This window comes from Staphylococcus durrellii, from assembly GCF_015594545.1.
Taxonomy (GTDB): Bacteria; Bacillota; Bacilli; order Staphylococcales; family Staphylococcaceae; genus Staphylococcus; species Staphylococcus durrellii.
In genome coordinates this window covers 54,057-68,666 of sequence record NZ_JADIIO010000001.1, presented here as the reverse complement: position 1 = coordinate 68,666, position 14,610 = coordinate 54,057, and the positions used below count along the sequence as shown (strand labels likewise).

General features: G+C 32.1%; 12 protein-coding genes and 1 CRISPR repeat array. Of the genes, 5 read left to right on the top strand and 7 right to left on the bottom strand.

Annotated elements, in window-relative coordinates; genetic code table 11:
- Nucleotides 1–205: 205 nt before the first annotated feature.
- Nucleotides 206–748 (bottom strand): recombinase family protein, encoded by a 543-nt coding sequence (locus tag ISP02_RS00265; RefSeq protein ID WP_195721795.1) that lies wholly within the window; start codon nt 746–748, stop codon nt 206–208.
- Nucleotides 749–858: 110 nt separating this feature from the next.
- Here ISP02_RS00265 and ISP02_RS00260 point away from each other — a divergent pair, with 110 nt between their 5' ends.
- Nucleotides 859–2,313 (top strand): SulP family inorganic anion transporter, encoded by a 1,455-nt coding sequence (locus ISP02_RS00260; protein WP_195719634.1) that lies wholly within the window; start codon nt 859–861, stop codon nt 2,311–2,313.
- 110 nt (nt 2,314–2,423) lie between these two features.
- Here ISP02_RS00260 and ISP02_RS00255 read toward each other — a convergent pair whose 3' ends face one another.
- Both ISP02_RS00255 and ISP02_RS00250 read right to left on the bottom strand, forming a co-directional pair.
- Nucleotides 2,424–3,743 (bottom strand): NtaA/DmoA family FMN-dependent monooxygenase, encoded by a 1,320-nt coding sequence (locus ISP02_RS00255; RefSeq protein ID WP_195719633.1) that lies wholly within the window; start codon nt 3,741–3,743, stop codon nt 2,424–2,426.
- Between the two features lie 379 nt (nt 3,744–4,122).
- Nucleotides 4,123–5,007: a LysR family transcriptional regulator gene (locus ISP02_RS00250; protein WP_195719632.1), complete on the bottom strand. Its 885-nt coding sequence runs from the start codon at nt 5,005–5,007 to the stop codon at nt 4,123–4,125.
- Nucleotides 5,008–5,114: 107 nt separating this feature from the next.
- On the opposite strand from ISP02_RS00250, the gene ISP02_RS00245 reads away from it, so the two are divergent.
- The 4 genes from ISP02_RS00245 to ISP02_RS00230 all read left to right on the top strand — a co-directional run bounded on the left by ISP02_RS00245 (nt 5,115) and on the right by ISP02_RS00230 (nt 7,900).
- Nucleotides 5,115–5,690: a UbiX family flavin prenyltransferase gene (locus ISP02_RS00245; protein ID WP_195719631.1), complete on the top strand. Its 576-nt coding sequence runs from the start codon at nt 5,115–5,117 to the stop codon at nt 5,688–5,690.
- Between the two features lie 75 nt (nt 5,691–5,765).
- Complete coding sequence (locus ISP02_RS00240; RefSeq protein ID WP_195719630.1) at nt 5,766–7,196, top strand: non-oxidative hydroxyarylic acid decarboxylases subunit C; 1,431 nt, start codon at nt 5,766–5,768, stop codon at nt 7,194–7,196.
- Nucleotide 7,197: 1 nt separating this feature from the next.
- The gene (locus ISP02_RS00235) at nt 7,198–7,422 is read left to right on the top strand and encodes a non-oxidative hydroxyarylic acid decarboxylases subunit D (protein ID WP_195719629.1); all 225 of its coding nucleotides are present in this window, start codon (nt 7,198–7,200) and stop codon (nt 7,420–7,422) included.
- A 22-nt stretch (nt 7,423–7,444) separates the two neighbouring features.
- Entirely contained in the window at nt 7,445–7,900 is a 456-nt protein-coding gene (locus tag ISP02_RS00230) for a pyridoxamine 5'-phosphate oxidase family protein (protein WP_195719628.1), read from the top strand.
- Between the two features lie 65 nt (nt 7,901–7,965).
- Here the strand turns inward: ISP02_RS00230 and ISP02_RS00225 are convergent, their stop codons facing one another.
- The 4 genes from ISP02_RS00225 to cas9 (ISP02_RS13095) all read right to left on the bottom strand — a co-directional run bounded on the left by ISP02_RS00225 (nt 7,966) and on the right by cas9 (ISP02_RS13095) (nt 14,407).
- Nucleotides 7,966–8,592 carry a DNA-3-methyladenine glycosylase family protein gene (locus ISP02_RS00225; protein WP_195719627.1) on the bottom strand — a complete coding sequence of 209 codons (627 nt, stop codon included), beginning with the start codon at nt 8,590–8,592 and terminating at the stop codon, nt 7,966–7,968.
- Between the two features lie 73 nt (nt 8,593–8,665).
- Nucleotides 8,666–9,874, bottom strand: coding sequence for an MFS transporter (locus ISP02_RS00220; RefSeq protein WP_195719626.1), 1,209 nt, complete (start codon nt 9,872–9,874; stop codon nt 8,666–8,668).
- Between the two features lie 626 nt (nt 9,875–10,500).
- A CRISPR array of direct repeats spans nt 10,501–10,996; the repeat unit is 36 nt; unit sequence GAATCACTCATACCTAAAATTACAGAGTACTAAAAC.
- A gap of 218 nt (nt 10,997–11,214) precedes the next feature.
- Complete coding sequence (cas9, locus tag ISP02_RS13100; protein ID WP_328805994.1) at nt 11,215–13,257, bottom strand: type II CRISPR RNA-guided endonuclease Cas9; 2,043 nt, start codon at nt 13,255–13,257, stop codon at nt 11,215–11,217.
- Entirely contained in the window at nt 13,160–14,407 is a 1,248-nt protein-coding gene (gene cas9 / locus ISP02_RS13095) for a type II CRISPR RNA-guided endonuclease Cas9 (protein ID WP_268933146.1), read from the bottom strand. The genes cas9 (ISP02_RS13100) and cas9 (ISP02_RS13095) overlap by 98 nt, the downstream gene beginning before the upstream one ends.
- Nucleotides 14,408–14,610 lie beyond the last annotated feature (203 nt).

Genomic DNA, 14,610 nt, shown 5'->3' with positions numbered 1-14,610 from the left:
TAGTACGCTTTATTAATGGTTGTCAATAAAAAGTGATAATATTTTTCAATTAAATTTTTGTTTTAGCCTCGACACCGATGTTTTTAGAAGATTTTATGCTGCTATAAAATAAAAAAACCACATCAATGGATGATGTGGTTTGCGCGTATATATTTAAATCGCTTCATATGTTTTATAGTATTATTTTCGAAATGCTAAAGTACTTTTATCTATCAAGATGTCTATATAAAGTAGCCCTACTTATATTTGTTTTTGCTTTTATTTCGTCTAAGGTGAACTTTTTACTCATATACATATCGACTGCATCTTTAAGGTTTTGGTCATTACGCTTAGGCCTTCCTACCTTTTTCCCTTTCCATGTATAATCTTCCATGCCTAAACGTGTTCTAAATTTAACAATATCGCTTTGAAATTCAACTATGTGGTGTAGTGTGTCTATAAATGCTTCATTATAAGAACTTGAAATTTCCTTATCTAAGTTAATAACATATAAACTGATTTTATTTACCAAAAAATGATCTAATACTTCGGTTAAATGTTTAGTAGAATCTGCAAGAATACATAAATCCGTAACGTATAAGACATCTTCATGTTGCAAAATCGAATTCAATAATTCACTTAATGTGGATCTGTCTTTATTTTTAGCATGGCTTTCTTCATGCATATTATTTGTATGTAAAAGTATTTTTTCGCACTGTTCTTCTAAGCTATCATTTATCGTTACTGGCCTTATATAACCATATTTCATCATCCTACACCACCTTTGCTGAAAGTATAACATATAGTTTCAAAAAGGGGTGTTAATATGAAACTAATATGCTATACTTTGTTAGATGTTTTTTGAGAGGAGTATGGGTTATGCTAGAAAAGCTAAAATTTGAATGGTTTAACCAACCAGGTAAAAATATACTTGCTGGAATAGTCGTAGCTTTAGCTTTAATACCTGAAGCTATCGCGTTCTCTATTATTGCTGGTGTAGATCCTATGGTAGGACTATATGCTGCATTTATTATAGCAAGTGTAACTGCAATTGTAGGCGGTAGACCTGCTATGATTTCAGGTGCCACAGGTGCAGTTGCTTTAATAGTCACGCCTTTAGTTAAAGAATATGGTGTTGAATATTTATTTGCTGCTACCATTTTAATGGGATTAATTCAGTTATTATTAGGCGTACTTAAAGTTGGACGGCTAATGAAATTCATTCCTCGCTCAGTAATGATTGGTTTCGTAAACGCACTAGGGATTATGATATTTATGTCTCAAATTGAACATATTTTCGGCGTTTCTATATCGACATATATTTATGTCTTTGTAACATTACTCATCGTTTATATCGTGCCACGATTTTTCAAAGCAATTCCAGCACCTTTATTGGCAATAATTATTTTAACAGCTATTTATCTATACACAGGTGCAAATGTAAGAACTGTTGGTGATTTAGGAAGCATTAAACAGACATTGCCACACTTTTTAATACCTAATGTGCCATTTAATATAGATACATTTAAAATTATTTTTCCTTATTCATTATCAATGGCTATCGTCGGGCTTGTTGAAAGTTTATTAACTGCCAAAATAGTTGATCACGCAACGAATACTTACAGTAGTAAAAACAGAGAATCTCGCGGACAAGGTATCGCCAATATTGTTACTGGGTTCTTTGGCGGTATGGGTGGATGTGCAATGATTGGCCAATCGGTTATTAATGTTAAATCAGGAGCTAACAGTAGATTATCTACCTTTACGGCAGGTGTGTTACTTATCTTTATGATTATTGTTCTTGGTGACCTAGTTGTCCAAATACCCATGCCAATCTTAGCTGGAATTATGGTTATGGTTTCAATGGGTACGATTGATTGGAAGTCATTCAAATATATTAAAAATGCACCAAAAACAGATGCAGTTGTGATGATATTAACTGTCGTTATTGTTTTAATGACACATAATTTAGCTATCGGTGTCGTTGTAGGGGTAATATTTAGCGCTCTGTTCTTTGCTACTAAAATATCCAAAGTTCATATCGATTACGATGACTTAGGTTCAATGAAACGTTTTTCTTTTGACGGACAAATATTCTTCGTATCTATCGATTCTATAATGAGTCACCTTGATTTCAATATAAGTAATAGTATTGTTGAATTAGATTTCTCAAAAGCTCATTTATGGGATGATTCAGCCGTAGATGCTGTAGATACCATCGTAGAAAAATTCGAAAACGGCAATAACACCGTTTATGTCAAAAACTTAAATTCCGACAGCCACAAGATTATCTCAGAATTAAGTAAATTGAATGAAAACCATTTAACTCAATAAATTTTGGGGATTATAAATATAGAATTGCATTCTTTTCATATTAAAAAGAGTCACAAACTAAAAATTTGTGACTCTTTTGCGTTTTAGAAATACTAACTAATTATAATTTATTATCGACTTTTAATTTTTTCCTCATACTCCATCAACCCTAAATGTCCTTTTAACGTTGCGTGCTCATACTCTTTTCTAAAGACACCACGCTCTTGTAAAACTGGGATGACGAGGTCAATGAACTTTTCAAATAAATCTGGATATGTGGGCGGCATTAATGTAAATCCATCACACGCCCCTTGCTGGAACCATTCAATCATTTCGTCAGCAACAATATCAGGTGTACCCACAATCGTCTTATGACCTATCCATGTTGAAAAGCGTTCGAGTAATTGTCTCAAAGTTAATTCCTCAGTTTCAACGGCATTTTTCACAGCAATATAAATTGATTTAACGACTTTTTGTTGTACTTCTTCATAGGGTTGCAAGTTAGGAACGCGCTCATCCATTTCCCAATTAGCAATATCTAGCCCTATCGCTTGAGATAAACGCTTTTTCCTATTCTCTATAGATACAAATTGATCTAATTCTTGTTTTAAAGCGTATGCTTTATCGTATGTTTCATCAACATAGACTGTTAAACCAGGTAACACGAGTGGTGCACGACGATTTTCTTTAATTGCGCGTAAACGAATGTCTTCTCTAAAATCCAGCGCATCTTGCATATTCCAAGCAATAGAAAATATACCTTCAACATGTCGCGCTGCTATCTCTCTTCCTGATATAGATGTCCCTGCTTGAAATAATATAGGTCGACCATATTCAGACGTAGGTATATTAATTGCACCATTCACTTGGAAGTGTGGACCAGTATGTTTAATTGCCTTTATTTGATTACTATCTAATCCGACACCAGTTTCTTTGTCATTAATAATTGCGTTTTTATGAAAAGACCCCCACAATTTTTTCATAACTGTAATAAATTCGTCTGCACGGTGATATCTTTCATCAAGTAACGGTAACTTATCCATGGAAAAATTTTGAGCTTCTAAATCAAATTGTGATGTAACGATATTAGCACCAATACGTCCTTGCGATATTTGATTTAGACTTGATAACATTCGTGCGGCTAAATATGGCTCATAAAATGAAGATGAAATCGTCGACACAAGCCCAATATGTTTTGTTTCACGAGAAACTGCAGCCAAGGCTGTTATAGGTTCAAAATAGTAAGAAATCTGCCCAGTACCTTCTTCTGAGATGTATTGCCCATCTCCCAGAAAGAAAGCATCTAACTTACCTCGTTCAGCCAATTGTGCCATCTTAATTTGAAAATCAATACTTCCAATTTCATCTATATGAGAATTAGGAAGTCGCCATGAATCTGGATGTAGACCTGTGCTATAAACTAAAGCTGTTAAATGCATTTCGCTCGCCATTTTGTACCCTCATTTCGTCAATTATAATATTGATTAACAAGAGTATAACAAAACAATTAAAAATTTATACTTTTATTTAATAAATACTTTGGAAAGTTATTTTATAATTTTTTCAAAGTTGTAATTAAAAAATCACCATTAATAAAAATTAACACTTTAACATGATTAAATTTTTAAATTGCATTTTATTTATACTTGTCCTCTAGTAATCCCGGTCAAAGTATCATTAGCCTTAAAGATCTTACTATTCATTGATGTCATGACCATACCTTTTTATTTTCAAAATTTTTAAAGCTCATTTATAACGTTCAACTATTTAACTTCTCTATTGAACATTTTATTTTAAAATAATTTTACTATACTTAACTAATTATATACTTTAAGAATATAGATTTGATTGAATAAATGACTTAGCAATTTTGGGAGTATATCCTTCTTTGCGCCATACAATTTTTGTTTTAGGTAACCATGGATTATCAAGAATTGGTAAAATTACATAATCTTTAGCAATGCATTTTGATATTGAAGATTTTGGCATGATTGTAACACCATAATCTCTTGATAGTAACTGAATTAACATTGATGAATCATAACATTCACATTGTACATTGGCATCAAGTTGATGCGTGTTAAAAGTATCCATAATTTGTTTATATAATCCACTATATGTTGTTGAAGTAAGTAAAATTAAAGGTAATTGTGATAATTCTTCTATTGTCAACGCATCTCTATCACATAGCTTAGCAATAGGTTGAGGCAAGACGCAAACGCATTCATCTTCAACGATAGTTTGTGTCTCAATATCTTTATCGTATAATTCCTCGTTGATATAACCCACATCTATTTTTCGTTCTTTTAATAATTCCATGATTGAAACGCTATTAGATTCCCAAATATTAAACAAGATTTGTTTATTATGTTGCTTAAATAGATCTATTTGTTTAAACATCGTTTGAGAACTATAAATTGTCGTTCCAATAGCTAGTTTTTGATTAATTTGCTCATTAAATTCTTCCGCTTCAACTAAAACACCGTCTACTGTATTTAATATATATTTAGCTTTTTCCAGAAAAAAACGACCTTGCGCAGTAAGTTTAACTTTTTTCTTTTTATTTCTTTCAAATAGATTGAAACCAAGCTCATTCTCCAAATCTTTCAACTGGCGACTAAGCGGTGGTTGTGCAATGTTTAACGACTTTGCCGCTTTAGTTATGCTTCCCTTTTCTGCAATTGCTACAAAATAATTTAAATGTCTCAATTCCATTGCAATCACCTCTTTTATACTCAAAAAGTATTATTTTAATATTTAATATATATTTATTATATGTATATTTTTAGAATTATACTAGCAAATGAGAGGAGGGATGCAAGATGAAATTAATCGTAGGTATATCTGGAGCTACTGGTGCCATTTTTGGCATTAGACTTTTAGAAATTTTAAAAGATATAGAAAATGTAGAAACTCATTTAGTCGTATCCCAATGGGCTTTAACTACAATCAATGAAGAAACACATTATAGTATAGACGAGGTACGTAACTTATCTGATTATTACTATTCACCTAAAAACTTAGGCGCTGCCATATCAAGCGGCTCATTTAGTGTAGATGGTATGATTGTTGCGCCTTGTAGTATGAAATCTTTGGCTACTATCAGTATAGGTTTAGCAGATAACCTTATTACGAGAGCAGCAGATGTCATGCTTAAAGAAAGAAAAAAACTCGTATTAATGCCACGCGAAACACCCCTAAATGATATCCACTTAGAACATATGCTCAAACTATCACGTATGGGCGTAACAATTTTCCCTGCAATGCCTGCATTTTATAATCATCCAGAAAGCATTAACGAATTAATTGACCATATTGTTTATCGCTTACTAGCCCAATTTGGCATAAATAAATTACCCGCAGGAAAAGTATGGACGGGATTTTCGAAACAAGCATAATCTAAAACTCATCACAAAAAGATGAACAAATAAATCATTTAAAACATTCAATTTTACAAGAAAGAAGTGAACGCATTGGCTTATCAAGATTTAAGAGAATTTTTAGATCTGTTAGAATCAGAAAATCAATTAATTAGAGTCAAAGATGAAGTTATGCCTGAACCAGATTTGAGTGCAATTGGAAGAAATGCACCAGATTTGGAAAATGGACCTGCAGTATTAGTCGAAAATATTAAAGGCTATCACACACCACTTGTGTTAAATGTCCATGGTAGTTGGCAAAATCACGCCTTGATGCTTGATTTACCTAAAAACACTTCAATTAAAGATCAATTTTTTGCATTAAAAGAAAAATGGGACAAATACCCTATAAAACCCAATTGGGTAGATGCAAAAGATGCTCCTGTAAAAGAAAACATTATTAGCGAAGAAGATGGTATTAATCTATTTGATATTTTGCCATTATTTAGAATTAATGAATTCGATGCAGGCTATTATTTATCAAAAGCGCTAATTGTAAGTAAAGACCCAAACAAACCAGATAATTATGAAGAACAGAATGCAGGGACTTATCGTGTTCAAGTCAAAGGTAAAGATAAAGTTGGCATCCAACCTTTACCATTCCATGATATCGCTGTCCATTTAAGTCATGCTGAAGAGCAAAATGAACCTTTACCTATCGCAATCTGCCTAGGTAATGATCCTGTATTAAGCTTTATGGCGAGTACACCAATTGAATATGTTCAATCAGAATATGATTTCGCAGGCGCTTTAAAAGGCGAACCAATTGAATTAACGAAAAGCGAAACTGGGAATTTGGACATTCCAGCACGTAGTGAAATTGTACTTGAAGGTTACATTGAACCGCGAAAACGTGAAATCGAAGGTCCATTCGGAGAATTTCCAGGAAGTTATTCTGGTTCAAGAAAACAACCGATTGTCAAAATCACTAAAATAACGCATCGAAATAATCCAATATTCGAAAACTTATATCTTGGTATGCCATGGACAGAAATAGATTACCTCATCGCTTTGAATACCAGTTTACCACTATACAAACAACTAAAACGTGATTTCCCTGAAGTAGAAGCTGTTAATGCAATGTATACACACGGTATAGGCGCAATTGTTTCTACTAAATCAAGACTTGGCGGTTATGGTAAAGCTGTCGCAATGCGTTTGCTATCTACACCACATGGTATGCCGTATACCAAAATTGCAATTATCGTAGATGAGTTCGTGGACCCATTTAATTTGGAACAAGTCATGTGGGCTTTAACAACAAGAGTTCGTCCTGATAAAGATGTTTTCAAAGTACCGCATGCTCCAGGTATGCCACTAGACCCTTCTTCCGAACCTACAGGTATGCATACAAAATTAGTTATAGATGCGACAACTCCTGTTGGAGCGGACGTTGCACGTGATACAGAACTTCTTGGCGTACCTCCTAAAAAAGATGAATGGATGAATATATTAACTCGTATTAGAGATGGAAAGGAAGATTAATATGATGTGTCCAAGATGCAATTCAAAGAATGTTGAATTATTATCTAGAGCACCAAAAGATGATGCTTGGGAAGTATATATTTGTAATACTTGTACTTTTTCATGGCGAAATACAGAGCACGAAAATATTACAGACCCTAATAAATACGATTCAAGATTTAAATTAAATCCAGATGAATTTGAACAACTAGATGAAATACCACCTATTCCTGATTTAAAAAAGTAAGTGAAAAGGAGTTGCGATGATAATGGAATTACCAAGTGATGTTGCACAATTACTAAATGGTCAAGATTTAGAACAAAAACAGCATATTGTAATGACGTTGCACTCTATTACTTCAGAAGGCTACCCTCATACATCTATGCTGAGTGTAGGGGAAATTATCGCCATTAATTCTAAACATTTACGTCTTGCCTTATGGCCCCGTACAACAACAACCTTAAGTTTAGAATCATTAAAAAAAGCTAATTTAGTCATAGTATATAATCAAAAAGTCTGTTATTTAGAGTTAGATACAATTGTTCTACCAAAACCAGAAGTAGAACAATATGAACGTGTACGTTTCGAAGCTATTATCCAAACTATTAAAATTGATAGTGCCAAATATGCCGAAATTAAATCAGGTATCACTGTAAATATGTATAATCCAAACGAGGTGATAGAACGTTGGAAAGTTACTTTAAATGAATTATTAAATGTTTAATTATAATATATCGCTAAGAAGCTCCCACTTATTTTATTATAAATTAAGTGGGAGCTTTAATAATATTAAATATCGTATTGATGAATATATTCCCATAAATAGAGACACCCGATTGTTGCGTGCTCACCCCAAATAGCTTTGCAGGCTTTCAACAACTCTCGACCATTTTCATTAGATGCTTTGTATAAATACTTTGCTGCACGTTGTAATCCAACATCATCAATTGGCACCACGTCTTCTCTTTGCATTGTAAAAATAAGAAATACTTCGGCCGTCCATTTACCAATACCTTTAACGGCAGTTAACCGTTTTATGATTTCGCTATTACTTAATGTAGTAAATATAGTGAAATCCAATGCCTTATCTTTAATATATTCAATAAGATTAAATAGATATTTTTGTTTAGTTGTTGATAGTCCTATCTCCGCCATATCTTCTTGAGTTAATTTACTGATCCTCTCGACAGACCAATCATTATTTATTTTTTGAGTTAAACGTTCAAAGATAGTTGCTGCGGCTTTAACTGAAATTTGTTGTCCTACAATCGATCTAATAATAGACTTCAGTGGGTCTGGGCGTATATTTTTATTAATATCACCAATGTCTGTTATTAGTCCTGCTAATACACTATCTGTATTCATTAATTGTTGCGTGCGTTCATCTTTAATTGAAACATGCCATGTTGTTTCCATTGATTCACCTCATTTTCAAATAACAGCTTTGAAAAAATCGAATAATGTCTATAACGATATGCTTCTATTACTATTATATTTTCTCTTGTCTTCCCTTTTGATAATTAAATAGTAATAACAATAATGAAATCATAGCGAGTATCACAACAATAACACTAAAAATAACGCCTGCTCCTTGAATAGAAAGCCCTAGTTCTAATAATCCTACGCCCACTACAGGTATAGAAATCGCTATATAAGCAATAGTAAAGAATGCAGACGTAATTTCTGCCTGTTTATCTTTTGGCGATACCGTATTCACTGTAGATAAACCTGCACGGAAGCTAAAGGCCTGACCGAAACCTGAAATAATTGCACCAATTAGTAATAAAACATATGAACTAAGTAGTAATGAAATGCCTACTAATATTACGCCTGCTATCAATGTCGCACTACCTAACATCAGAACGTTATAATCTGATTTTTGTTTGAATAATAATTGTCCCACTGTTGAAGCACAAAACACTAAAAATACTGTCACACCAATAATTGCTTTGTTATGGATGTTTAAGATATCTCCTAAGAAATTAGGCGAAATTGCAGTAAATAGACCGAGCATTGAGAAACCTACAAATACTGGAATCATGGCATAGATAAATGTGCCACGAATATCAGAGGGGACACTCAATTTTTGAACTTTAATATGAAAACTTTGCTTGTTTTTAATAGGTTCTGGCATTAACCAAATAGCAATAAATGCAGGAATTAATAACACAATATCGACAATAAACACTAAATGTAGCGCGTATGGAAGATATTGTGCCAACACACCACAAAGCAATGGGCCAAAACCTAGTCCTAACATATTAACACTACTTGCGATAGTTGAAGCTTGGTTCTTTTTATCGTCAGGCGCTAAATTCACAATGGTTGTTGTAGCCGTACTAGTAAACAAGCCTGCTGAAAGACCAGAAATAACTCTTCCTAATAATAATAGACCGACGTTAGTTGCCGAAAGAAATACAACGGCACTAAGTACAGATAATATAATCCCTGGGATAAGTACATAGCGTCTGCCGATGCGATCTGAAAGTTGGCCAAATACTAACAAACCACCAATAACGCCTAGTGCATAAACGGCATAAATAATTGTTATCATTAACGGTGATAAATGAAATGCGTCACTATAAATTGGATATAGTGGCGTTGGCAGTGTAGTCCCCATCATAACAATCATAAAAGCATACACTGCACCAATGAATCCCCATTTCATTTTACGGTTAGTATTCTCTTGGTTATTCAATTACTTCACCACTCCTTATTTTATGTAATAACTTCAAAAATACTTTGAATAATCTATAACATTATTGTTGTATTATATATTTCGATTTCAAAATAACAATTCAAACTATGAATGCAATGTATATAATGTCTTATCATGTAAATTATTACTTTATTCTATAAACGATTCTCGACTTTATTACGTCAGTAATACTTGTGAATACACTTTTATCCTTTAACAATAATGATAAATAATCATATTTTTGTTTAATTTATCCAATATTCGATTTTCTGTAGATAGACTTTGTTTTTGTAATAAATTTCACTCAATAACAAGCCTATATCACATACTGTAATACTGAAATGCATTATTGGCAAAGTAATCTTAATTTTTTTAATAAGTTAAAGCACCTATACAAAAAATCCCACTAATAAATTAGTGGGATAAACACGACATATTGTCTTGTTTTAGTAGATTCTGTAACTTTAGGTATAAATACAATATATATTGTACTTATACATTAGCGCTTTCATTTCTATTAGTCAAGCTTTTTAGAGATTTTCGTCTTTCTCATATTCTCGTATAAGTAAAGCTGAAAATTACAGAATACTAAAACTTAGAGAGCCACTTTCAAGCGACTACCAAAGGAATCACTCATACCTAAAATTACAGAGTACTAAAACAAATAAGAAAGAATAATCCAGGAGTTAAAGAATCACTCATACCTAAAATTACAGAGTACTAAAACTTATCACTATCTTTAATAAAGCTCATATCAGAATCACTCATACCTAAAATTACAGAGTACTAAAACATTATAGGTCAATTAAATCGTAATCACGTAGAATCACTCATACCTAAAATTACAGAGTACTAAAACTTCTCGCACTATCACAATAAAACAAAATATGAATCACTCATACCTAAAATTACAGAGTACTAAAACCTAAAGGTTTATTTACTTTTGCTTCTTCTTGAATCACTCATACCTAAAATTACAGAGTACTAAAACCACGGTCTAATTCAATAATTCGTGTTGAGGAATCACTCATACCTAAAATTACAGAGTACTAAAACTGTTTTTCTGCTTGTTTGCCAGCTGCTATCGAATCACTCATACCTAAAATTACAGAGTACTAAAACCTTGCTTAGTACTAAGATTAGTAAAATTATACTACATTTTCATAAAAGATAAAGCAGCTAAGGCTTTCTACCATATATTATTGTTATATATTTATTAAGTGCTTCTGGTAGTAAATTAAAAAGGTATCTTTACCTCAAGATCTCTTTTGTGACTTTCAAGCTGTTTAAATTCAGTGCTAAACGACTAACTTCACTTGCGTATACAATTCGCCATCCCATTATGCCATTCCTCTTTTAAAGATAAGTTGGGGTTTTTTAGAAGGACGTGTATGATACATGTTGCCTAAAATATCAGTTGTATATTTCTCTATTGATTTGGTGTTCTTACTAATTGTTTTCTTAATTCTAGGCTCTTTAGTTATATTATTTATATTGCAGTATTCCATATACCTTATCTCAACCATGTCCAATTCAATTATATTTCTCTCTGCGCTATTTACACCGATAATTTTATACAATTCATCATTGAGTGAAATTAAGTCGTTATTATAAAAACTGCCAACAAATTTATCCTGCTCCTCAATATTTTTATGTTGCTTTTTTTCTTCATAAACTACTTGTGGTATATAAAAATAATTGTCTTTTTTTAATACATCTATATAACTAATTGGCACCATTTTATAGCCTCGTTCGGATTGATAAACATCAAAGCGGAATGACTTCATAGAAAGTTTAACTAATTTATTTTTAGGGTTGATATAATTATCACTAATATCTAAATGGCTACCTAACTTATTATCTAAATATTTCAGTTTCTTTATCACAGGTCCATCTTCATTTTTGGCGTATTTTTTTATATACTCTCCTGTTTCTTCGTAATATTTAGCAAGCGGGTTTTTTTCCTCAGCATACTGTTGTATGACTGTTTGAATTTTTTTAAAAGTTTTAGGGTCGTGTTGATACATTAAGAACTTCTCAGGTTGATCAGTTATTTTCTTCTTCACTTTTTCATTATTTTTAGCATAAATATCCTTTAAAGTAAGTACTGTATACGTAACACCTTCAATGTTTCGTGTTGAATATAACGTGTCATTCATAAGTTGACGATTGGGCTTTTTATCTACACGGTGTGAAAATTTATAATTCTTAAAGTCCTTTATTTGTTGAACCTGTTTTGGCACTTCAAATAATTCTCTATATTCGTCGTCTGTTTTTACTTCATACTTACTTTCACTTTGTTCGAGTGTAGGTTTTTCTAATATTCTATTTACGCTTGTTAATGATTTTTGATTTTTGAATAAGAAATCAGCATTTGCAATGACTAATGCATCTTCAGCATGATGTTTGTATCCTTCATTTCTATCTTTTTTAAACTTCCAAACTTTTCTTAAATAATTTGTAAAACCACCATTGATTGTTTTAACTTTTACCGCTAAATCATTAGCATTGAAATATGCTTTCAGTAATGTCGTTAACTCTCTTGAAGCATAGCGTGTATCCACAAGATTACGGTTTATAAATTCCTTTTGAACTTCAAATTTATTTATGTCTCTCTCTTCTAATAAATAATCACGTTTTTTTCTAGGGATTCTGTCTTTTGCCTTACTTAAATTTAAAATATGTTGCTTAAATTGAGTGTATGAAATGTTGGATTCATTAGAGTTTAAATATTGATATGGCGAACGGTTTGCTTTTTTACTATTTTCTTCTTTTTTTACCAACACTTTATTATTAAATGAATTATCAAATGCCACAGATCTCGGTATAATATGATCCACCTCATAATGTGTTGGATTGCTCAATAAGTCGCCTAATGGAATTGCTTCAAGTGAGTATAGACACTTCCCTTCTTGACTATCATGCAGTTTAATTTTCTCTATCATATTTTTGGCATTTTCATTGCCGCTTTCTTTTAATACTTTCTCTACCTTTTTACGTGTAGCCTCATTTTGTTTTTGTAGTTTTTTAATAATCCGTTTCTTTTCCTCACTATTTTTCTCTCTAGCTAACTCAACAATAATATCTTCAGGTAAGCCGTACTGTTCAATGATTGCATTTATTACTTTTATAGATTGAATAAAAGAACGTTTAACTACCGGAGATAACACAAATTCATCTACCATACTTGTTGGAATACGATTTGCCTCTCCTAAATCAACCTTCCTTGGTTTTAAATTCAATTTTGTAAATAATTGCATTTGATTGTCGGATGATTCCCACAGTTCATCTATCAATAGGTGGATACATTTTAATGATAATCGGTGTTCGGTGTGTACCAGTATAACCAGTAAGGTGTGAAATTTTATCTTTTTCAGTCTCATAAAGCATTTCTGGTAACTGATTTAGTGCTTCTTTAATACTTTCCTCATCTTGATAAATCGTTAAAATTTGGGCGATTTCATCCATCAACGACTCATCATTTAAGTAAGATGATTGTTCAAAAATATTGTTCAAATCATGATATAATTTGAAGCTTGTAAATTGCGGTTTCCCGGATTTGTTTATTCTATATCCCTTAATATCTCCTTCATTTACACCAATTTCTTTGGCAATTTGTTTTAAAGTAGGTGTTTTCTTTTGTTTAAACACATTCTCAATAATATGGTATTTTTCATGGTATGCTAATTTTGGATTTTCGTCTCGACTAATCACTAAATTATTCAAATCATTTAATGCATTAAATAAATCAGCGGAATAAGCATGCTTAACGCTTCTTAATTCTTCTGGAAAATAAGTACATCTGCCCATTAACATTTCATACCATTTTTTTAAATCTCCTTCCCAACCGTAAGGGCTACTTTTACCTGGTCCTTCATAATAAGCCCTTCTTGTTGCTACTAATTTAATGTATTGTTCGATAAAGTGATTATCAATGTTGTGAAATTGTTTTTGTGTTTGGCAAAGTTGTTTCGCCTCTCTTACGAAATCTTCGGTTTTAAAGCGATTACTTTCCCCACGCACCTTTTTTTGATCGATTAAACGTTCTAATTGCAATTCACAAATATACTTATCTTCTAAGTCTTTTGCATTCTTTTTTAACTGATCTTTAGTCGATAAAGTATTATTAACCTCTTGTTCATCTATCGATATCGCTACATTATGTATTCCCCGACGTTTCGCGATATGTAATAAAGCAATGGCAAATTCTTCTTTCGATAATGCTTCATCCAAACCCCTCACTCTAATTTCATAAGGATTAGTACTTTTTGGAGTTTGATTTTTATCTATTAAATTATAATGTACGAGCAAATTTTTCACTCGCTCCAAACGATGAATACGCCTTCTTTTTAATCGACGCGCACCACGTTTAGAACGGCGTCCTTCATTATTTTCAACGTTAGCTTCTGGAAAAAGCCTCACACCTGCATCAATTACCTCTCTCGTATCATTATTTATAAGCCCATAACCGACAGAAGTAATACCAATATCTAATCCTAATATATATTTTTGCTTTAGTATTTTTTTTGTCATTTAGATGCCTCCTTATTTAATTAAAAAATATATAAATTTCGCATTTTTGCCTTAAAGTTATACTGTCCTTAATAACATACTTTTACTTTTCGGTTTTGGATATCTAATAATTTAAGAGAGTATAGTACAACTTAAAGAAAGCGCTGTCATTTACAAGAATAATTCATCGTCTATTCAAATCTGTTCTGTTGCAAAGTTCTCTT